Annotated in this window: 17 protein-coding genes; 8 read left to right on the top strand and 9 right to left on the bottom strand. The window is 52.3% G+C overall.

Going from position 1 to position 22,203, the window contains the following annotated elements; translation table 11 throughout:
- Positions 1-115 precede the first annotated feature (115 nt).
- The 3 genes from HOV93_RS07190 to HOV93_RS07180 all read left to right on the top strand — a co-directional run bounded on the left by HOV93_RS07190 (position 116) and on the right by HOV93_RS07180 (position 4,559).
- Positions 116-1,111: a hypothetical protein gene (locus tag HOV93_RS07190; protein WP_207395787.1), complete on the top strand. Its 996-nt coding sequence runs from the start codon at positions 116-118 to the stop codon at positions 1,109-1,111.
- 387 nt (positions 1,112-1,498) lie between these two features.
- On the top strand, positions 1,499-3,217 hold the full coding sequence (locus HOV93_RS07185) for a response regulator (RefSeq protein ID WP_235989920.1): 1,719 nt from the start codon (positions 1,499-1,501) through the stop codon (positions 3,215-3,217).
- A 220-nt stretch (positions 3,218-3,437) separates the two neighbouring features.
- Entirely contained in the window at positions 3,438-4,559 is a 1,122-nt protein-coding gene (locus HOV93_RS07180) for a metallophosphoesterase (protein WP_207395786.1), read from the top strand.
- Here HOV93_RS07180 and HOV93_RS07175 read toward each other — a convergent pair.
- From HOV93_RS07175 to HOV93_RS07140, 8 genes are all read right to left on the bottom strand, one after another.
- Positions 4,550-6,535, bottom strand: a complete 1,986-nt coding sequence (locus tag HOV93_RS07175; RefSeq protein ID WP_207395785.1) for a vWA domain-containing protein — start codon at positions 6,533-6,535, stop codon at positions 4,550-4,552. The two genes, HOV93_RS07180 and HOV93_RS07175, sit on opposite strands and share 10 nt — an antisense overlap.
- The gene (locus HOV93_RS07170) at positions 6,532-7,434 is read right to left on the bottom strand and encodes a DUF58 domain-containing protein (protein ID WP_235989919.1); all 903 of its coding nucleotides are present in this window, start codon (positions 7,432-7,434) and stop codon (positions 6,532-6,534) included. Before HOV93_RS07170 ends, HOV93_RS07175 begins: the two co-directional genes overlap by 4 nt.
- Before the next feature lie 42 nt (positions 7,435-7,476).
- Positions 7,477-8,505 (bottom strand): AAA family ATPase, encoded by a 1,029-nt coding sequence (locus HOV93_RS07165; protein ID WP_207395784.1) that lies wholly within the window; start codon positions 8,503-8,505, stop codon positions 7,477-7,479.
- Between the two features lie 125 nt (positions 8,506-8,630).
- Positions 8,631-11,780, bottom strand: coding sequence for a VWA domain-containing protein (locus HOV93_RS07160; RefSeq protein WP_315853366.1), 3,150 nt, complete (start codon positions 11,778-11,780; stop codon positions 8,631-8,633).
- Between the two features lie 286 nt (positions 11,781-12,066).
- Complete coding sequence (locus tag HOV93_RS07155) at positions 12,067-12,501, bottom strand: carboxypeptidase-like regulatory domain-containing protein (RefSeq protein WP_207395783.1); 435 nt, start codon at positions 12,499-12,501, stop codon at positions 12,067-12,069.
- Between the two features lie 117 nt (positions 12,502-12,618).
- Positions 12,619-13,551: a DUF1559 family PulG-like putative transporter gene (locus HOV93_RS07150; RefSeq protein ID WP_207395782.1), complete on the bottom strand. Its 933-nt coding sequence runs from the start codon at positions 13,549-13,551 to the stop codon at positions 12,619-12,621.
- Positions 13,552-13,952: 401 nt separating this feature from the next.
- Positions 13,953-14,861: a hypothetical protein gene (locus HOV93_RS07145; RefSeq protein ID WP_207395781.1), complete on the bottom strand. Its 909-nt coding sequence runs from the start codon at positions 14,859-14,861 to the stop codon at positions 13,953-13,955.
- Between the two features lie 161 nt (positions 14,862-15,022).
- A complete protein-coding gene (locus tag HOV93_RS07140) occupies positions 15,023-15,937 on the bottom strand; it encodes an NHL repeat-containing protein (RefSeq protein ID WP_315853365.1) in 915 nt (304 codons plus the stop codon).
- A gap of 265 nt (positions 15,938-16,202) precedes the next feature.
- On the opposite strand from HOV93_RS07140, the gene HOV93_RS07135 reads away from it, so the two are divergent.
- From HOV93_RS07135 to HOV93_RS07125, 3 genes are all read left to right on the top strand, one after another.
- Complete coding sequence (locus tag HOV93_RS07135) at positions 16,203-17,339, top strand: L-threonylcarbamoyladenylate synthase (RefSeq protein ID WP_207395779.1); 1,137 nt, start codon at positions 16,203-16,205, stop codon at positions 17,337-17,339.
- An 81-nt stretch (positions 17,340-17,420) separates the two neighbouring features.
- Positions 17,421-17,876: a ribose 5-phosphate isomerase B gene (gene rpiB, locus HOV93_RS07130; protein WP_207395778.1), complete on the top strand. Its 456-nt coding sequence runs from the start codon at positions 17,421-17,423 to the stop codon at positions 17,874-17,876.
- 359 nt (positions 17,877-18,235) lie between these two features.
- Entirely contained in the window at positions 18,236-18,805 is a 570-nt protein-coding gene (locus HOV93_RS07125) for a hypothetical protein (RefSeq protein WP_207395777.1), read from the top strand.
- A gap of 82 nt (positions 18,806-18,887) precedes the next feature.
- Here the strand turns inward: HOV93_RS07125 and HOV93_RS07120 are convergent, their stop codons facing one another.
- The gene (locus HOV93_RS07120) at positions 18,888-19,529 is read right to left on the bottom strand and encodes a TVP38/TMEM64 family protein (RefSeq protein ID WP_207395776.1); all 642 of its coding nucleotides are present in this window, start codon (positions 19,527-19,529) and stop codon (positions 18,888-18,890) included.
- A 172-nt stretch (positions 19,530-19,701) separates the two neighbouring features.
- On the opposite strand from HOV93_RS07120, the gene HOV93_RS07115 reads away from it, so the two are divergent.
- Both HOV93_RS07115 and HOV93_RS07110 read left to right on the top strand, forming a co-directional pair.
- Entirely contained in the window at positions 19,702-20,346 is a 645-nt protein-coding gene (locus HOV93_RS07115; protein WP_207395775.1) for a hypothetical protein, read from the top strand.
- 81 nt (positions 20,347-20,427) lie between these two features.
- Positions 20,428-22,143 (top strand): HEAT repeat domain-containing protein, encoded by a 1,716-nt coding sequence (locus HOV93_RS07110; RefSeq protein ID WP_207395774.1) that lies wholly within the window; start codon positions 20,428-20,430, stop codon positions 22,141-22,143.
- Positions 22,144-22,203 lie beyond the last annotated feature (60 nt).

Genomic DNA, 22,203 nt, shown 5'->3' with positions numbered 1-22,203 from the left:
AAGGAACAATACTCCCGACTCCTTTTCCACTCATCCCTAGCTCGTGGTTCTCATGGAGCGATCCGTCGCGCGACGCCTTAGTTTGGTTTCCCTGATGGGAGTCTGCCTATTAGGCATGTTCGCCAGCTTATCTGTTGGTGCGGAAGTCCCTAACCCACTAGCTGAAAATGGATTTGAAAAATTCGGGTCGAAGTGGATCCTACCGGAAGAACTTGCATTAAGAAGAGATTTGGATTCGCTAGAAGATATCGTCAAACGCACTATTCCCCTGCGTCGTCAGGTTGATCTTGCCGTAGCAGATAACGCACTGAGATGGCAAAAGCAGCAGGCGACCTCCAAATTGATTGATCAGATTGCTAACATCATGCGGCGTTCGGCCGTCGGAACCGACGAAGAGAAGAAAGTTCAAAAGCAAGTCGATCAACTGAAAGAAGCGAGCCGAGAACTTCGAGATGGCGTTGATCCTAAACGACTTGGCGCTCAACCGCACATGCGTGCAATGCTTGAATCGTTAACTTTGATGCATCAACAGGCAGCGGTTCTAGCGGTTCGAGTAGAAAGGGCTTCTGCAGAGATTAACCAGGTCTATCAAAAACTGTCCGATACAACTCGAAACTGGCTGGAAGCTCATCCCGAGGTAAGCATCGGACCTCTCTCACGTACCGAGCAAATTGGTCAGATCACTCGAAAAGCGCGTGCTTCGATCGATTTGGATGACGTCCCGATGTATCTACAGGGAGATCAAAAACGCGTGGGCGTCGTATTGAGCGACCAGTTTCCGACCGTTGTAACCATCTGTCCGAAAGACAATCGACTAATTTTGACATCCAACATGGCTTATACCGCTGGCTTGCGCAATTTAGGTGGTACCGTGCCAGTGACCCTCCCATGCGGGCACGAAACCAAAGCTCGAACGGGTAAGCTTTCGCAGGTGCGAATGGGATCAGCAACCCTTCTAGATATATCAGTTATCGTTCTAGAACCCTCGGATGAGCATCTAGGGGGGTTTATTGGCCTCAAGTTGCTCCAGGCTTGGAACCCTACTTTTGCCAAGTCGGGAATTTCTCTATCGCTCGATGCGTCCAACCAAACATCAACCGCATCACGCTAAGGCGAACTCGCTCTTCACGTCTTCATCAGGCGACAGTAGCGAGTATCCGCAATTGCTCTGTTTTTGCGAGTTTTCAGACGACGATGCTTCCATTGCTTTAGATAATGGTAACAATGAGAAACTTGGGAAATTCCATTTATGCCTTTAAATGAATTTTCGAAGAGACCCATGAAATTATTTCAAGATTGGGTTTTCCAAGTTTCGGAATAAGCATTATGAATAACCTCGCAGGCCAGTGAATTTTGGCAAACTTTGCGTGTTGGCTAATTTCTGCCCATTAGAACGCCGAATGCGTATTAGATGGGCAGATAATTGTACATGGCAAAGTTGAACGTATAATTCACTGAGTCAATTAACGCGAAAGCATGTTTCTGAGGAGTATTGGGGTTGGCGGCGAAACCCAAAATCCTGTGTCTGTGCGATTCGACCAACGATTCTGGTGTCGTTGCGGAGCTTCGCCAGGATTTTGAAGTCACGGAAGTGAATAACCCACTTCGCGTGATTGCCAAACTTCGAAATGACCCTTACAGCGGCTTATTCATTACGACCTCGCACCAAGAGGTGGCAAGCCGCATCAGTAACCTGCTTGAGAACGAGCATATTCTTGACGGCATGCCTGATGGTGTCGCGATGCTCGACCGAGACAACACCATCGAGTGGGTGAATTCCTGTTTGCAGCGATGGGCTAATCGTGGTGACCTGGTTGGCCAAAACTTCTATGCGGCACTAAACAGTCCCGAGATACTAGGCCCTGACTACTGTCCCTTCCACACGGCTATGTCTACAGGGCAAGCAAGCGGGTCGACGCTCCGCACGGAAGACAATCGTTACTTCCACGTGCACGCGGCCCCTGTACTTGTTCCCAACAGTCCGCCGAATAACCTCATCGTTACCGTCAGAGACGTTACCGATGAAGTCATTCAGCGACAAAAGCTTGATGCCATCCACCGTGCAGGGATGGAACTTGCCGATCTCACGACCGAAGAAATCTTCAACATGGAGGTTTCCGAGCGGATCGAACTACTGAAGAGTAACATCCTGCACTACACCAAGGATTTGCTCAGCTTCGATGTCGTTGAAATTCGTCTTCTCGACCAGCGCACCGGAGAACTCGTTCCGCTCTTGTCTGTCGGTATCGATAAAGAAGCGGCTGAACGAGAACTATACGCTCAAAGCACGAACAACGGCGTGACTGGCTTCGTGGCCTCGACCGGCAAGAGCTACCTTTGCGAAGACACAAGCAAGGATCCGCTCTACCTCGAAGGCTTCAAAGGCGCAAAAAGCTCTTTGACGGTTCCTCTGCTGCTGCACGATCAGGTAATTGGATCTTTCAATGTTGAGAGTCCAGAACCTCAAGCATTCACCAACAGCGACTTGCAGTTTCTCGAGATCTTCTGTCGTGACCTTGCGGTCGCATTGAACACACTCGAGCTTCTCGTCGCCCAGCAAGCCAACACGGCACAGGCCAGTGTCGAAGCGATTCACAGTGCCGTGGCTTTGCCTATCGACGAAATCTTGAACGATGCCGTGAACGTGATGCAGCGTTATATCGGCCACGACGAGGAAGTCGTCGAAAAACTGAAGAACATCATTCAGAATAGCCGCGATATTAAACGTGTGATTCAGCGTGTTGGCGAAAAGATGACGCCCGCCAAGGCCGTTCCCGCCTCCGCGAAACAAGAGCAGCGTCCTTTGCTCAAATCGGCTCGAGTTCTAGTGGCCGATGCCGATGAATCAGTCCGCAGTGCAGCCCACGCCTTGTTGGATCGTTACGGCTGTGACGTTGAAACAGCCCACGATGGTGCTGAAGCGATTTGCATGGTTCGGGCAGGCCTACATTCGTCCGGATACGATGTCATTATCAGCGATGTTCACCTGCCAGACATGTCAGGCCATCAGCTGATGGTTAAATTGGGCGGCATTATCACCCCCGTCCCTATGATCTTAATGACCGGCTTCGGCTACGATCCTGGTCACTCGATTGTTAAAGCCCGTCAAGCTGGTCTTCTACCTAATGCGGTTCTCTACAAGCCGTTTCGACTTGACCAACTAGTCGAAACGGTCGAACGAGTCATGACCGCGTTCGCCAGTACCCCGTCGCCGTAGCTCTATCAGCAAGATCTGAGCTAACGATCTCACTGGCATAACCTAGACTTCACGTAGCCAGATTCGATGCGCTCTAGCGTTTCACTTCATCCCCACCTATTCTGTAGACGGCATTGGGCTAACTCCTCGTAGATTGCGGCGAAATATGTATGCGTTGATAGCGGTGTTGATGTTGCTTGCAGGCATCGGACACCTAGCAATTTGGACTCGTCTGCACTGCATGATTCATAGTTTGCCGTACAAACAATCGTTGATCGATCTCGGCGAATATACCTGTTACCTCATGTCGGTGCTAATCCCTGCAATCTTCCTTCTATGGTGGATGCAACAACCACTCAACCCACCGGTTTCCGTCGACAAAACCGTCGAGTACTCGTCGATTTACTATCTCTGGATGATCTATGGTTTCATCAGCGTAGTCGCATTCTTTGCCGCGAGTTTGCTGTGGGTGCTTTATCAACGGGATGCTCAGATCGCTTCGGCCTACTTCAACGAGCGACTGCTTGCCTCCTTTGATTTTTCAGACCTCGCCCCACAGTTGCTGACATCGACAAGCACGCAAATCGCCAGCTTCATACCCGGCAACGAGATCCTGCGATTGGAGGTAGATCGAAAAGAGATATTCCTTCCGAGACTTCCCAAGGAACTGGACGGTTTCACCATTACACATCTGTCCGATCTGCACCTCAAAGGTCACATGGCGGAAGACTTTTATCGCAAGGTGGTCGATCAGGCCAATGACCTGCAGAGCGAAATGATTGTCATAGCCGGAGACATCTTCGATCGTACCGAGTGCTTTGCGTGGAGCCGGACTCTTGCAGAGCTGTCTGCCGATTGCGGAGTCTTTTTTATCCTAGGAAATCACGAAATACGAACCCTCGATCCCAGCGGTTGCCGAAAGACGCTCGTCGATGAAGGTTTTATTGATGTGGGTGGCCGTCACATGACACTTTCGATCCGCGGTTACCCGGTGGTCCTTGCAGGTAACGAGCTTCCGTGGCATACCCCTGCTGCGGATATGCCATCACTAGACGATTCCCAATTCGATCGGCGTCCGCTAAAGCTTCTGCTGGCACATACGCCGGACCAAATTGCATGGGCGAAATCATTTGACTTCGACTTAATGCTCGCAGGACATAACCACGGCGGACAAATTCGCTTACCAGGGATCGGTGCAATTGTCAGTCCAAGCTGGTATGGCACTCGGTACTCGGGCGGCGTGTTCTACTTCGACCCTACGCTGTTGCACGTCAGTCGAGGCATTAGCGGAACGAGCCCATTGCGTTGGAACTGCCCTCCAGAAATCACGCAGTTGGTGTTACGGCAAGGCAATCAAACGTAAACGCGGCGATTGTAGATATACCACTCGAGCAGCAGGATCAACAGCGCGATCACCACGAGCCACTTCCAGAACTCGCGCCGCATAGGCAGCCAGGCAGATTCACCTTCAATCGTTTCCCATTGGGTTTCGATCTCTGGCTTAGGTTGAATTTCACTCTCTTGCATGTCGAAGATATTCACCGAGAAATACCGTGAAACGTCCTTCGCATTTCCCTCGCGAACTTCATAAGTCCCCAGTTGGCCAGTTTCGCCAAAGCTAAACAAGTTGTCAGCGGTCGGTACGATCGTTCTCGTGCGACCGGATGGGGGCATAATATGAACCTCCTTAGCGAACCCACTAGAGCGGAACGCGTAATTTTCGCCGGGACGAATACTAAATTCCCCCTGGCCTTGCCGCACACCACCGAGATACTCGACCAGGTTCTTCACGAAAACGGGAAAGCTAAGCCGCTTGGTCCATTCTGTATTGAAAAAAGTCTTGTCGTCCTCGGAGGTTAAAAATGCAAATCCTAGCACGACATCTTCAAAGCTCTTCCGCGGGGCGATGGTCATCAACGCCCCTTCGTCTGATTCGATGAGTACCGTGCTGCCTGGGGGGGCCTCCAATGGTGACGCCTTGTAAATGGAGACGTTCCCCAAATTGACGAAGTTCATTACAGGATGACTCTGGGCCACATCGATGACTTGCGGCAAAACACGGGCTTCCTGGAAGACCCACCCTTGGACAGGTGGCTTCTGGCCAAAGAAAACCGTATTCGATTCCGGCATCGTCTCAGGAATACAGTTGTCGTAGATAATTACATCGTAGCGACCACTGGCAGCTTCTTTGGGATAGTCTTCCCCTGTCAGGTAGTCTGGCGTTACAAGCGTCACATCGGCAATTCGCCGAACTTGATCCGTTGCTAAAGAGAATCGCAAATAATTATTCCCCTCAGTTACAACCAACACCTGGGCCCGTTCAGGCGGATTAATTGCTGCATAGGCTACGTTATCCGCTGGAAACACATCGTCGTGCTCGACTTCCAGGCGTAGCTTTCCGACATCGAGACTTCCCAAGTCGAACTGAGCCCCACCGGTGCCATCTTCGTTATCTAAGGGAATTCGAGCTACGTCCAAGAGGTCGTCGTTGAAATAGAGATTCACCGTAACTTCGGTCGGTTCGGGTCCAAAGCGAGCAATACGGCAAAACACCTGAAGCTCGTCATCCTTCTCGGGATTTCGCTGAGTGCTGAATGCGAGGATGCCGACATTGGATGAGATTTCATCTCCGAGTGGAATATAAATTGGTTGCAGATTCCCGAACGAAAAGTCCGTAATCGTTTGAAATCGACCGTCACTGAGAATATAAGCGGTCGCCGGTTTGGCGTCGGCAACCTGGACATCCCCTTCCTCAAAAGCCGACTGCCCAGGATTGGCCAGGCCTGAAGCGACACGAAGGGCTTCCATGATGTTCGTCGTGTGCTCACTGGGCTCGATCGCAGCGACCTTGGCCGACAGCACTCTTTGATTGTCCGTAAACTGCTGAGCGACAGTGGCCCGATCGGAGAAGGTCACGACCATCCCTACATCGCCACTGTCCATTTGGTCGATCATTTCTTCCACGCGACGTTTTGCTTCTTCCAGTCGTGTGCGGCCAGACGCTTCATCCTTCGCCCCCATACTAGCCGAATTATCAATCAGAAAGACGAACCGGTCGCCGAGCAACTGTTGCTCACCGTCCATACCTGGCCGCAGGACCGCTAGAATCAACAGCAAGATGAATAGCAGTTGCAAGAAAAGCAACAAGCTTTGCCGCATCTTCTGCCACAGGCTGTTCACGTGGAGATCTTCGATCGTGCGGCTCCACAGGAAGGTACTAGGAACTTCTAATGGTTGCCGCCGCAACTTCAGAAAGTATAGCGCGACTATCGCCGGAGGGACGAGAGCCAACAGCGTCCACCCCAGTGGTCCCAATGTGTTGATAAAGAGACTTGTCACCGCAGAAGCCCCCGTTGCCGCATGTAATTGGAAACGAGATGGCTTACCGGGACATCCGTATTGGCCAACATGTATGCCATGCCGCGTTTAGCACAGAAAGTCCGTGCACCATCGACAAACGCATCGAGCGTTCTCTTGTAGCGATCCAAGAGAGGACGACTTACAGTAATTTCGGCGATGTCACCATCTTCGCAGTCGACCAGTTTTAGGTCCCCTTTAATCTGCTCGGCCGGGTTTAACTCTACCGGTGCGAGCGTCTGGATCACATACACATCCATTTGCTGGGTTGATAGGAACCGGAGCGCAGGTTCGTATCCGCTCTTATCCATGAGATCGGAAATCAGAACCAGGATTCCCTTACCGCTATTTCGCAAACAGAAGTTTTTTGCTCCTTCGAGAAGTGGAACGTTCTCGCCCGGTTCGATCCCGTTTAAATAATCGAGCATCCGCCAGACACTATGCCGACCACGCAGAATTGGGCCAGGTCTTCGCATAGGGGTTCCGAGTGTTTCAATTCGGACCCGATCTGTCCGGCACAAACCGACAAACCCTAACGAGGCTGCCAATTGCTTGGCATAGGTCAGCTTGCTCGGCGTCCCGAAATCCATGGAATTACTGGCATCAATCAGCGTGTAAAAATGAAGATCTTCCTCCTCCAGGAACATCTTGAGAAACAACCGATCCAAACGTGCATACATGTTCCAGTCGATGAATCGCAAGTCGTCGCCAGCAACGTAAGGCCGGAAGTCGGCGAACTCGACGCTCGTCCCTTTTCGTTTGCTACGACGCTCACCCTTCATTCTGCCACGGAATACTTTGCGGCTGACCAGTTCCATCCGTTCCAACTGAGCCAGCAGTTCCGGAGAGAGGAGATCGGAAACAATATTCGTCTTCGCCATCGAACTTGGGTGCCTAACAGAGATTCATTTCAAACGGACTGCCTACTTAGCGACCGATGCCAAAACCGTGTCGTCGGCCTTTTCCGGCACCTTCTCTAAGAGTTCGAGCAACACGTGATCTGTATCGAGTCCTTCGGCTTGTGCCTCGAAATTGAGGATCACACGATGACGCATTGCCGGCAGGTAAACACGACGGACGTCTTCATAGCTGACGTTGTAGCGGCCATCTAACAACGCCCTGACTTTAGCGGTTAGGGCCAGCGTTTGCGCACCACGCGGACTCGATCCCCACCGCAGATATTGATTGGTAATTGGAAGCGACATCGGTCCCTCAGGATGGGTTGCTAAGGTCAACCGCACGATGTAATCCTGAACGTGCTTTGCCAAAATGACCTCACGGATGACTTGCTGCCACTTCATGATTTCGGCTCCTTCCATCACCTTTTCCGCCTCCACATTGGTCCCCTTGGTGGTGCGATCGATGATGGTGCCTAGGTCATCTGCCGAGGAATACCCTACGACCAGCTTGAACATAAACCGGTCCAACTGCGCTTCCGGCAGAGGATAGGTCCCTTCCTGTTCAATTGGGTTTTGCGTGGCTAACACGAAGAAGGGCTTGTCCAGCACAAACCGATTCCCCCCCACAGTCACGGACCCTTCCTGCATCGTCTCGAGCATGGCAGATTGGGTTTTGGGCGTGGCCCGGTTGATTTCGTCTGCAAGACAAATCTGCGTAAAGATCGGGCCTTTTTGAAACTCGAACACACGCCGACCATCGGGCGTCTCCATCACCATATTGGTGCCCAGAATATCTGCCGGCATCAGGTCTGGGGTGTATTGGATACGACTGAAGTTTAAATCCAGCGCTTGTGCGAGAGTGCGAATAAGTAGCGTCTTACCTAGCCCCGGAACACCTTCGAGTAAACAGTGCCCCCCAACAAAGAGACATGTCAAAACGCCATGGACGATATCTTCATGTCCGACGATAACCTTTTGAATTTGCTCTTTGACGGCCAAATAGCGGCTGCGAAATTCATCAGCTTGCTGCTGCATCGATTCAGCGACACTCATGCGGGTTCCTTGCTGCGGCGTGGTTCTCGGAGATGTAGTTCGGGTTGTATTCTCTAGAAATTGGCAGCCAGGGCAGCCACATCTATGGTAACTGAAATTGTTTCTCCCCGGGCGAATCAGGCAACCTAGGACGAATCGTTATCGTCTAAATTTCCGCCGGGACGTTTGCGGGCTTGTTTCTTTGCTTTTAGCAAACGCGAAGTATACGAATCATCATCCGGAGATGATTCTTCCATTGCCTTCGACTTCTTGGGTGATCCGCTGGAAGCCGGCATCTTGGCGGACAACTCTTCGTCGACGGCGAAAGTTTCACCAGGTTGATCCAAACCCACTTCGAACCGAGCCGAAGATTTACGCTCATCATAGTCGGCCGTCGCACGCTCTTTAATCATCCGCAGGCGTTCCATGCGATCTTCCTCGTCCTCTTTCTCTGCGGCGCCAAACATTCGGGCATGAACCCACTGGTAGCTGTGCTGTAACCATTCAGTACCAAGGGTCACACGGCGAACAAAGACGTCCTCGAAAAAGACTAGCCCGCACAGGACCAATAAAACGGGCCAGATATGTTGACTGCTAATCGCCTTGGGAAGCGTGTGGCGAAAAGTATCGACATCCAACAGTTCTTCCACGCGGCCGATGGCGAAGTCACCATCGATCACCTGCCCTACTTCACCTCCTTCAGGCTTCAACGCGGCAAGGCTGTCGACCAAAGCTGAATTCAAACGCTGCTGGCGGAATTCGGCCGAGTAAGGGACATTCGCCCCAGTACGGATCGGTGCTTCACCTGGCCCCGGCAAGATCGAAAGAAAATAGCTGCCGGACTTATCCGCCGGAAACTCACCAATGTAGCGTCCCGATGCGACCTGCTCTAACTGGAAATCATTGGACTCCATTTCGGGATCGACTGCCGTACCGGAAAGCTTGAGAAAGTTAAGGTACTCGTCTTTCTCGTCTGTGGCCGTAACCACTACGCGTACCTTCCCGTCCTTAACTTCGCTGGCGACGGTGAAGTTGCCTTGATTGTCGGTTGGTCGCATGGCGTAGCGTACAAATTGAGTGAAAAATTTATCGTAGCCTTCCCACGCCGTCCACTTATTCGCCCAGCGTTTGCCCGCATCGGTCGTCAGGACTCCTGCTCTTCCAACCCCGTACGTCCAAGTGGCCATAACCGTAGCATTCTCGGGATGTTCCGCGGGAACCGGTGCCACCATTCCGACATCGACCAGGGCGTTATCCTTAACGGTTGTCATCACATAGCCATCGAAAGACGGAAAGCCGTCGATACCTTCCAAGACCTCGTGCGGATACGTAATCGGAACCATTCCAGGATGGTCTTTGATGAGTGGCTGGGCGATTCGTCTGGCCTCGCGCTGGTAGATCCGTGGAAGTGCTTTCGGATCAGTAACCGCGTAATACTTCCCTCCGGTTTGTGCTGCCAGTTGTCGAAGCGGCGTACTGCCAGCGGGGCCGTGTGTCCCGATGGCGACCGTTGTGATCTTGACGTTTGCATTGATATACCCCCTCACCGTTGCGGGATTAGGGGGCGAAGGGTCACCGTCGCTAATCACGATCATATGCTTGATCGCAACATTCGCCCCTTTCGCTTGAATTGCATTGAAACCGGCCAGTGACATTTTCATCGCTGGATCAAACTGGGGCATGTCGCCGGGGGTCATTCGGTTGAGTCGCGCTAACATCTGATTGCGGTTGGGGCCAACCGGGATTAGACCGTCAGGAGCCCCCCACATCCATTGATCGTTACCACTCCAGTGAATCAGTCCACAATAGTCTTGCGGTCCGAGGGCCTTGAGGGCTTCACGGGCTACGACCTTCTGCCAATAATTTCCCTGGGCAAGCTCGGAAGCGTGCATCATCATTACCAAGGCTCCCACCGGCACGACCTTGGCATCTTTGATGTTGAAATCGACAGGCATCGACTTTTCAATTTCGGTATTCGACCAACCGCCGGCACCGAATGCTCGCGGCCCGCCAATCATTAACAGTCCGCAACCCATCTGCTGCGTGTTGCGGACAAGCATCTCGATCTGCTGGTCACTAAAACTCGATACGTCCCCTGCCCCGGCACCGCTGGCCCGGGGAACGTCTCCCAAAATCACGCAGTCAAATCGCTGCAATTCGGCAAGGGAAGTGAAGAGCCCGTTGCTGGGCATGACTTCGACCTCAATATTATTCGCCCGGAGCCGCGAGATCAGGTAGTCAAACTCACCTGGGTTCTCCCAGTCTTCAATCAGCAGCACCGAACCTTCGCCACGGACATGCGCGAAGGCCGAAGCAAGGTTATTCTGCGGCATCGAGTCGTCGAGTCGGTCGTCCGGAACGAAGCGTGCCTCATAGGTATAGAAATCACTCTGGTCAATCGTGTGCTCAAAAGTCAGCACCTTCTTGCCAGGCTCCAACTCCATGGGCTGCTCAATCAGCACATCTTCTCGTTTGCCGTGCTTCCGGACGACGACCACCTTGCCACTCACTTTTCCGTCATCGTCTTCGGTCGCTTCAGTCATGTTGTTCAGCACAACATTCACCTGCACCGGTTGCCCTTTGCGGATGTCGCTGGGGAGCGATATTTTCTCAACCGCCACTTCGGCCCGACTGGAAAGTTCCACCGGCACCACGTCGATGCCTATTCCGCTTTCGGCAAGTTGCCGAGCAATGTTAGTGGCATCGCCGTAGGTCTCATTGCCATCGGTAACGAGCACCACGCGTTTGGCTGAATCTTCCGAGAACGATGCCTGGGCAAGTTTCAACGCACCCTCAAGATTCGTCGCATCGGTACGAACCTGCATCATCGCTTCCAAACGCCCTTGTTGGATCGGCAGGTTGTCATCGTAGGGAGGAACTTCGATCGCCGCTTCTCGGCCAAATACGACCACCCCGGCACGATCGCCACGAGCACCCTGGCGATGCTCGACGACATCCTTCACCACGTACTGCACCATGGCCGCTCGTTTTTCGCGCGGAATGCTTTCCGACTGATCGAGTACATAGATAACCGTGACACGGTCGCTCGAATGTCTCAGTTGCATCTCGGCCAGGCAGAAGACTAGCAGTAGATATACCAGCGAACGCAGGCCCAGAGCGAAAAACCTCCGCACGCGGCCCAGCCCGGAGATACTACGAAAGCTAAAGAACCACAAGAGTGGCAGCCCCGCCAGAAGCAGCAAAAACCAAGGCTTGTTGAACGCAACATCGACGCCAAACATGCGGCTGGGTAACTCCAGGGGTGCAAAAACACTGACGAGATCAGGCAGACCCACTTAACAATCTACCTGACAATTCGAGAAGTCCTTTTATGGTAATGGTTTTGAGTGCACGTGCCCACAATTTCATGGGCAAAAAATCGAAAAGCAAACCACGCCACGTCACCCAAGGGAGCGGGCCACATGTTCGTTTGTAAATTGCCAGGCAAAGCCTCGCCTCGTGGAAGCTCCAACCTGAATTTACTTTAAATGCGATGCCAGAAGGGCATTCATAAAAAAAGCCAGGGCTCTGATAACGAGCCCTGGCTTAGGATTCACCGTCCCATCCAGCAGAAATCGTGAACTACTTCGAGTCCAGGGAAAAGTCGAAAGTATTTTCACCCTCTTTAACGTCGGCTGTCAGGGTTGTCCTCTGATTGTATTTCGACGGCAAGGTTTCCTTTTTAGCACTGCCCGGTACAGCATCATCACCAGGCTTTGCTGTACTGATAGTTACCTTGTTGACTCCAAGCGGCACGCCCTTGATGTCGTTCATCAAATACATCGTGTACTTGCCTTCGCTGTCGGTCTGGCCGGTCGACACTCGTTTGGCAGCCTCCGATTGAAAACCGACCGTAGCATCGGCCAAAGGCTTCCCATCCAGCGTGACAGTACCACTAACTTCACCCAATTCGGGGACATCTTTAGAAGCACTCGGGCCACAACCGCCGGATGCGAACAACGACAACAAAACGCAAAGCATTGCAAACGAGCGTACGAAGGAAAATGCAATTTCCATGAGCCTCTACCCCTGATTCTCTGTGCGAGAAAAGCGAATACGTTTCGTGTATTTCAAAAAAGAAAGCTGCCTCGGAAGTGAAGCAGCTGTTACGGAACAAATTGTGATGATAGCAAGTTAGTTTTCCGAGATCGGATTCCCGTCACTAATCGCAATCAGGTATTCATAAAGACTATCCACAGGAGTATCGTTTGGACCGCCTGCTGTGCGTAGAAATTCGATGTTTTCCGAAACGAATCGCACACTTCCATCAAATTGCAATGCCAGAACACCTCCTGGGTGCAAGCTGCTTGCCATCTCACATTCAATGTCTCGATTATTATTCGAGGTGTCATTGATCGCCCAGCGTCCCGAGATACCAATATCATCGACGCAGTTCGAATCTCGCCCTTCCAGGCACCCTGCCCAGGACTTCATGCATAGTTCTTCACCGTTTAATTTAGACGACGCTTCCGAGATCGCCAGAGTGTTGCTTAGACCGTCTGTGATATCTCGGAACTTACGGCCGCTATTGTGATAAAAGCCGCCGTCTGCTTTCTCGAAGTTCGATTGACCGTTTCCCAGAGTCGGTCCGCTTCGCGAGTGGTAGTAAGCAGCGTAGTTCGAGCCTGCTCGCTTTAAGAATCGCTGCGAAGGGTCATCGACCGCTTTTCCCGTATCCGATGGACAACGATACGCATCGACAACGACTTCAGCCGTATCTGAAAGCTCCGTGGAAAGAAGGTTTCCGCTACCAATACCTGCTTGGTCATACAGGGCCCCTTGCTCAATAAACGGCAGAATCAGAGCACTCCATCCCCAACTATAATTGTCGCTAGTATCTGCTGGATTGATCACCAAAGAAGGTAACGCCCCGAAAGTATCATGGTAGTTATGCAGCGCAAGACCAATCTGCTTGAGATTGTTACTACACTGCATTCGTCGAGCCGCTTCGCGAGCCTGCTGGACCGCCGGGAGCAAGAGAGCTATCAAAACACCGATGATTGCAATCACCACCAGTAATTCGACAAGTGTAAAGCCTCGGCGCATACGCTGCCTAATGTTAAGCATGGGGGGGATTCCGAAAAAGAAAATACATAGATTTTTGTCAAAAAAACTCAATGCCTCTATTAGTTATTCTACTAAGCATCCGCATTTCGTCAAACCAGTGGTCCAGAAGCCTACAGAATCCCTGCGTAAAGGAGATTAAATCTGCAAAGACATATTCACGCTGCGATTTGACATGGCTTCTTTTCATAGTTGTCTCGCCTCCACAGAATCTGAAGACAGAAATGGATCAAGCGGAACTAACAGCGAAATATCACAAAAACACAGATTCAATCAATTAGGCATTTCGCGACCCAGATATGGGGTGGTCTTGAAGCAAACCCACTTTTTTTGCCCCTGCGACAACCTTGGAACGCATAGATAGATACCCAGCAATTAGCTATCGAGTCCTCGTAGTCCCGATTTTACGACTTTCCCTCTTTGCTGCGAGATCTCGACTTCTGTCGAATCTCTTCGCGGGCCTTATTCAACCTCTCGGGCCAAACGAATTTGGGAGCCTGACTGGGATCGTAATCTTCAAGATGATCTTTTAGGCGTGTCAGCGGCTTGGTGTATTCCAACTTGGTTTTGCCGAAGACTTCTTCGCATAATTGCGCCAGACCAGGGTCGTACTGCTGCAGTTCCTTGCGGGTATCGACATGATTGTGATCGTGATCGGGGGCCCGGTTGTTGTTGAACCACGACTGAACACCTTCAGCAAAGTATTCGTGATGGTTTGTCCCTGCATATTTCCCTTGCCAAAGCCCTGCTTCCATGGCCTCTTCGTAAGTCTTCTTCACGCGGGCGTCGAAGGATGGATCGATATTTGACATGCCACGAAGATGAATGTTGTGGGCGAATTCATGGATCAAGATACACTCGGTAGAGTAAGGATCGCCTTCGTAACCCAATAGATTCTCTTCCCCACAAGTGCAGTAGGGATCGGTTTTCGATCCACCGGTCCCTCGGGCTCGCGCATCCCAATAATCTTTTGGCTTGAAATCTGCGAACTCTGGGAGGTCGGTAGTGTATTCGTTGTGAGCGATGATCAGCATTCGCGAGCCACTGGCAACCATCGCTTGCTTAATATCAGGCCGCTCAGACAGCATCAACTCAATCAAAAATGCCGCTTCCTTTAGCGCGTAATCATCGACGGTCTTCGAGGCCAGCACCGGATAGCCGCCTGCATCGATATACTTTCCGTAGAACTTAGGAGCCTTCATCGCCTCTGGCGGAGCTGTCACACGATACGATTCGTCAGCCATGACCGGCATCGAAAGAATGCCTAGCAACAATACCCAAGGAAAACTCGCTCGAAAGATCAGACCAGTCATCAATGCATCTCAGTTCTACTAGAGTTCAGGCGGGGCTCCTGCGTAATATAATACATCGCGGGCAGAAATGCGAGTAAAACCTAAGCGAACCTAAGACATTCGGCACTTCATCACCAGAAAAGGCTCTTCGTAGCAGCCGTTCAGACACCCTGTTCACTCGACTACAACCGAATCCGCTGCACTCGGTGATTCTCGGAGTCGATCACATGAACCCGCCCAAACCGGTCCAGCACCAGTGCCCAGGGGCTATTGAGTTGGCCTGGATCATGGCCAGAGCTTCCCCAAGTGCCTAAGAAATTCCCTTCCAAATCGAATTTCTGTACGCGGTGATTGCTGTACTCGACGACGTAAAGATGTCCTTCTCCGTCTAGGACCAAATCGTAGGGGTACCCAAGTTTCCCGGGCTCGCTCCCCTGCTCTCCCCAAATCTTGATGAGTTTCGCTTCGTCTTCCGTGGCATCGAAAACCTGGATGCGATGGTTACAGGCGTCAGCGATCCAGATGTGGTCTTTCTCGTCAATCACCATGTTCTGCGGACGGATAAACTGGCCCGGCTCGCTGCCGTGGCCTCCCCATTGGAAGAGAAAGTTGCCTTCGGGATCGAACTTTTGTACGCGGTCGTGCTGACCATATTCGCTGATGTAATAGTTTCCCTGGGAGTCCTGCACCGCCTCGGTAACAAAGCCAAACTCGCCCGGCTGGGAACCTTCCACTCCGCCGATTGATTGCTCGTCCAGCCGTTTTCCATCGGGCGTATAGACCAACATCCGGTTGTAGTGGGTATCGGCAACTAAGAGATTGCCATCGTTGTTGAAGGATAGCCCTGAAGGCCGTCCCTTATAGAATTCAGGGATCTGCCAAGCCCGGCGAAAATTGCCATCGAGGTCAAAGACTTGGATCCGAGCAGTCATATCGACTATGAAAAGCTCGTCATCCGGGCTGATTGCGACGGCTCGGGGTTTCTCGAACAATCCCTCTGAGACGCCGCGGCGTCCCCAGATCAGCTCCGGTTCGATGCTAGGCCCAGATGGTGGAAGACAGCCCGCAAGTGTCGTCAAACCAATAACTAGCAGCACCACGAACCCTGTGGGAAACGGCCGCTGCAGGCATCGGTGGGAAAATAATAACACGTTGGGGCATATTTAAGGGAAAGACAATAAGATGAAAACGCTTGTGGGGGGATCGCCCCTTTTCGTATAGTAACCTCTTTCAAGATAATAACTTCTGCATGTGAGTCCATTCAACTGCCGATCAAACTCGATAAACCGCAAATTCGCGGGAAAACGGTAATGATCGTAGTCATCTCAGCTTTTCACAAGAAACAACCTGGAAATTTAGACGTTGCCCGCCACAGTAATTGACGTAAAAGCCGCCGACGACCGCCGAGATGTCGTCCATCGTGCCGTTCAGGCTTTAGCCGAAGGGCAGCTCGTGGCTTTTCCCACTGAAACGGTCTACGGTTTGGCCGCTTCTGCGCTGAATCCCCAAGCAATTCATGACCTTCGCCATGCTAAGGGGCGTCCGGAAACGAACCCATTTAGCCTATGTGTCTCGGGTGCGGACACGCTATGGGATTATGTTCCCAACGCTTCTCCACTAATGAGCCGCTTGGCCCGTCGCTGTTGGCCGGGACCGGTGACGCTGGTGATGCCTTGTGACGCGGGATCGGTCGTCTCGCAATTTAGCCCCGATGTACGTCAGGCCGTTTCGCCCAGTGGCTTGGTCGGCCTACGTGTTCCGGCTCATGATTTGATCGCCCAAGCCATGCACTTCTTGCCGGGCCCATTGGCATTAACCAGTGCTAATCTTTCTGGTCAGCCGGATGCGATTCACGGAAAAGAGGTCGTAGAGGCGCTAGGAGATCGGGTAGGATTAATTTTGGACGATGGCAAGTGCCGGTATGGGCAACCTTCCAGTGTCGTTAAAGTGGAAGGCAACCACTTCCAGATGTTACGTCAAGGTGTCGTTTCGGAGAGTGTTTTGAATCACCTGAGCAGTTACTTTGTCTTGTTTGTATGTACCGGAAATACGTGTCGTAGCCCCATGGCTGAAGTGGTCATGCAAAAACATCTGGCAGATAAAATCGGCACCACGATCGATCAGCTAGATCAAAAAGGGATTTTGGTCGCGTCGGCAGGCATTGCCGCCTACCCCGGAGGGCGAGCCGCACCGGAAGCCATTCACATCCTGGGTGCTCGCAGTTTGGATTTGAATGGCCATGCAAGCCAGCCGCTAAGCGATCGGCTGGTCGAGCAGGCCGATCTGATCTTGACGATGACAGCCGGACACCGTGATGCCATATTGGCGAGGTGGCCGGAAGCACGCGAGCGAATTCAAACATTGAGCGGCGATGGCCGCGACATAGCCGATCCAATTGGAGGTTCGGAGGATGTTTATCGCCAGTGTCTTGAACAAATCGAATCCGAAATCAAGCAGCGGGTCAAAGACCTCGACCTGGACAATCTCCTACCTTCCTAGTCTTTTCCAGCCACTCAAGCGGAGGGCTCTCTTGCCTTCTGTGGTGGGTGGCATACCGCCTTTTGTCAAAATGTGACCGCCATGAAAATCGCAATTGGAAGTGATCATCGTGGGTACGAAGTAAAAACGAAGATCATCGAACACCTCAAAAAGCTAGGACACGATTCCGTCGATTGTGGCGCCCACGACTGCCATAGCATCGACTACCCCGATATCGCCATGGCGGTGGCAGAGAAGATCGTCGGCGGGGAAGCCGACCGCGGTATTCTCATTTGCGGCTCAGGGATCGGAATGGCCATCACGGCCAACAAGTTCCCAGGCGTTCGAGCTGCAACGTGCCACGATGATTTAACGGCTGAAATGAGCCGTCGTCATAACAACGTCAATGTGATGTGCCTCTCGGCTGATCTACTAGGCGAACGCTTGATCGATCGCATGGTCGATCTGTGGATAACAACCGAGTTCGAGAAGGGGCGTCATCAGCGCCGCGTCGATAAGATCACGGAAGTAGAAAAGCGATTCTCAAAAGAGGGCTAATTCGCAAACGTCTCTACACAGTTTGCCCAGTCCTAACGCCACTTAGGGATTGATTTTGTGGCGCCCCCTCGCAAGAGCAGGGCCGAGCATGCTTGAATTTTTCCGCTAATTCTTAGCATAGTTTCTGGGAAGTGTGGTTGGTTTGCACCGATTATTTCCAAATTCTTCGGCAAGCTTTTCCGTTTATAACGATCGCACTTTCATCTGGTCCATTTCTGCAGTTTTTCTCCTCTCGAGACGCACCCGAAAATCTTGATGCGAGATCGATTGTTGATAGAGTCATCTAAACAGTCATCGAAAACGCACGTTTCGATTTCGCATCGTCGTGCATTGCCTCTTTTTCGGAAAGATTGCTAGGAATGGTTCGATTTCGTCGACCACATCCGGAGGATGTTGAACAGTTGCTCTTGAACGCGAAACTGCGCGATGAGCTAGAGCCGTTCTTCGACGAATCGCTGCAAATTTTGGACAGCGGCCGGGTCCCCATCCGCGTAGAAAACGAGTTTCTCAGTGCTATCCTTGCCTGGGAACATGCCCCGGTCCTGCCCATCGCCCAGTGGTTCACTCCAACCTTAACCCCGCCCAGTGCCGATCAACTCTCTGCCGACGAGTTGCATGAAGTCTTGTGGGACATGATCCATAAATTGGCTTCACGGCGAATTTACCTCGACTTCACCGATCACCTAAGCGACGTTGAACTGTATCGCTTAATCGTTCGCGATATTTTACCGTCGCAAGAGAAAATGGTCGATCTGACGAGCCACTGCATCTATTTCAACTGCGCTGAAGCAGACAGTGACGTGGATACCTGGCTACGGTTTTATGCTTCCGAAGAAGAACGCCTAGGATGGATGGAAGAAACCGGCGAGTCTCTGCCACCAGTCGAAAGCTCACCATATCCTCGAAAGCTTCCCGACGGATCCTGCTAAAAGTCATTCAAAAGCGAAAGCGGATTTCACCGCGTGCTGAAATTAGCACCGGGGCATGGTGTGGTCCGCTTCGCTTTTTTGCTTAAGCGATCTTTTTCTTGTCGGTCATTTGCAACCAGCGGCGGACCAGAAAAGTAAGCAGTAGTGGAAGCCCGGCCGAGATCGCTAGGGCAATGACTAGCCACTCCTGCTGGGCAGCCATGCTTCCGAATACGGAGTACGCCAGGGCAATCCCAGCATTAGCAAGAAGGACCGGCGGCCAAAATTTTCGCCAGGAAAGTCCTTGAACGCCGAGCAACACCACCGCCGCTTCAGCAAGAATGGGTAACGCCCTGGTCAGTACCAAAGTGACCACTCCCCAGGTTTCGGCAAACTTTTTTAAACTTTGGGCGTCGCGGTCGGCCAGCCATCTTCGCTGAAGGGGCGGCCCCGCCAATTTAGCGAGGCCAAAACCAATCGCAGCCCCCACTGTGAGGCCAGCAAAGCAAACCGTGGCCCCAGCAAAAACCCCTAATTTAGCCCCTGCCAGCGTGTTAACTAAACTCGACGGCACTGGGAGAAACACATCCAACGACAGCATTCCAAACAATACAATCGCCATAACCTGTGGATTAGACTGGGTTTGCTCCCACGTACGGGCCGCCTGCTCCAGCGATTGTCCCCAAATCGCAAAAGGTATGATAGGGATGGCCAATGCCACCGTAACCAAGATCAGAATTTTCACGAATGTCTGCATCAATTTGCTCGGCGAGTCCCCCATTTTTCGTGGCATCTGATTTCTGACTTAACTATCATTTTTACTGGGGTAGGATTACCAAAGTACAACTACATCCCCTCGCAACGTCACTGCGAGGCCGGTCACCCTTATAGCTTTCCTGCAAACGATGGATAGAGTCATGGTCTCAAGATCACTTATGGTGGCACTTCTCTTGCCGCTTCTAGCAAGTTCATGCTACGCACAATACTACGGTGGCCCATGGGGCGGAGGCTATCATGCCTCAACCGCAGCCGAAGGCTACCAGCGTGGGCTGGCCGACGTGGTCCGCTCGGCGGGACAATACAATCTTGATACCTCACGGGCGAACGTCAACCAGGAAGAGGCAAACGCTGCTTACATCGAGAATCGAAACCGAGCTCAAGAGGTTTGGTTCGATATGCGTAGACGGAACGATGCTTACCGAGCGGAAAAAGCTGGTCCCAAGGTCACCAGCGAACAAATCTTCCGCATCAATGCTCAGCGTGCCCCGAACCGCTTGAACGACGATCAAATCGATCCGGTTACCGGCGAGCTTCACTGGCCACTCTTGCTCACTTCCATGGTTTACGATCCGTATCGCAAAGTGATCGACGAGGGCTTTGAAAAGCGTCACCAAAAAGGTTCGTTTGTCAATTTCGACTCGCATCAAAACGTCGTCAAGGCTGTCGATTCGATGTACGGAGAGCTAAAAAAGCGGATTCGTGATTACGAGCCGCAGCAGTACGTCGAAGCGAACCGTTTCATGGAAGCTCTTTCCTACGATGTGCGTTTCCCGTCTAGCTAAGTCGTCCGAAGATTAGTCGACCCCAACACCTTTGATTTGCAACGCAAACTCTTCTCAATGAATAAGAAACTGGAGACGGCGATGAGTGCCCGTTATTTGTTTGTGTGTGTCGCGCTGTTTTTGTGCGGCACTCTTTCTGCCGCCGAGCCCGATACCGGTAAGTTGACCGCTGACCTAAATGCCGGAGGTGACGCGGCATATCAAGCAGCCGATGATTTGGCCGATGCCCCTGCCGAAAAGGCAATCCCTGCTTTAACCTCCGCACTGGATAGCGACGATGCGGAACTCCAGCGCCGTGCGGCGCGTTCGATCGCGCAATTCGGTAAAGAAGCCCATACAGCCACTCCTGCGTTGGCGAAGCTCTTGGATAGCCCCATTCCTAAGGTCCGAGCCTATGCCGCCTACGCCCTAGGCAAGATTGGCAACGGCAGCGATAAGTCGCTTCCGAAGCTGATCGAGCTTATCACCGATCAAGACGCAAACGTGCGTCGCGAGGCGCTGGAAGCGATGCTCGAAATGGACGCCGATCCTGAAGTTACCTTGCCCATCATGGTGAATGTCCTGGAGAAGGCAGACCCGGCAATGGTCCTGCCTGTCCTGAGTGAACTCGCGGAAATGGGAGACAAAGCCGTCCCTCGCTTGCGAACGGCACTGCAAAATGAAAAGGCAGCCTATTGGGCATGTCTTGTTGCCGCGGAAATGGGCCCAAATGCTGCTCCAGCCGTTCCAGAGCTTACCGCAGTGCTCGACAGCAAAGACGCAGAAGTCCGCATGCATGCACTGATCGCACTGGGTGAAATTGGCCCAGCGGCTAAACCGGCACTAAGTCGCGTGGTTAAAGCACTTCAGTCGGATGACGTTCCTGCGGTGAAGTACTCGGCCGCGTTCGCCCTGGCAGCCATGGAAGATTCTCAAGCGACCGAAGCTTTGCAAAAGGCCGCTGCCGGAGAGGACGCTTTCCTGAGTTTGATAAGCTATTACGCAGTTGCCAAGCTAAATTCCGATGACAAACAGAAGATGACCACGGCGGCAACCTTCCTGGTGGAAGCCATGAAGAATGAAAACCCGAACGTGCGTGCTGCAGCGGCTCGGTGCCTGGCAAACTTGGAAGCTCCGCCAGAAATCGTTCAACCGATCATCACCGACGCATTACAAGATGCCGACCCACGCGTGGTCGTCAACATCACCGATGCAATCGTAAAGATGGGTCCTCAGGTCTTGCCGAAAGTCATCAAGGGTCTTCAGAACGACAAAATGAAATGGGTCTCCGTTGGGATTATCCGTCAATGGGGAGAAGCAGTTCCAGAAGCAGTCGCCCCGCTCGCAGATGCCTTGTCCAGCGAGGACGAACAGTTCCAAGCTGAAGTCTTAATGGCCCTCGGAGCAATCGGCGAGCAGTCCTCAGGAGCGATCCAGCAGATCCGCCCTTTCCTGAAGTCGGATTCGCGAACACTGCAACTTGACGCCCTGTATGCATTGGGACGTATCGGTGCTGGTGCTGTCTCGACCAAGGGCGAGATCGAACCGCTGCTTTCGAGCGAAGATGCATTCACTCAGTTTGCGGCGGCTTGGTCATTAGCACACATCGCTCCAGAAGACGCCGATGTTGCTGCGAAGGCCATTCCCGTGCTGATCCTGCACCTGAACGACACTTCGCAAGACTACATCCCTGGCGAAGCCGCTCAAGCACTGGGCATGTTTGGCGACAAAGCCAAGTCGGCCCTGCCAGAGCTTAAGAAGTCTGCGGAAAGTGGCAATGAAGCTGCTGCCGAGGCGGTAAAAGCGATCTCGATGTAAGCATCGACATCCCACGGTGACACGAAGGGCCACCCCATTCAGGTGGCCCTTCTTTTTGCT

Source organism: Bremerella alba (assembly GCF_013618625.1).
GTDB classification, from domain to species: Bacteria; Planctomycetota; Planctomycetia; order Pirellulales; family Pirellulaceae; genus Bremerella; species Bremerella alba.
The sequence above is the reverse complement of the archived record's forward strand: the minus strand, read 5'-3'. Positions and strand labels throughout refer to the sequence as shown.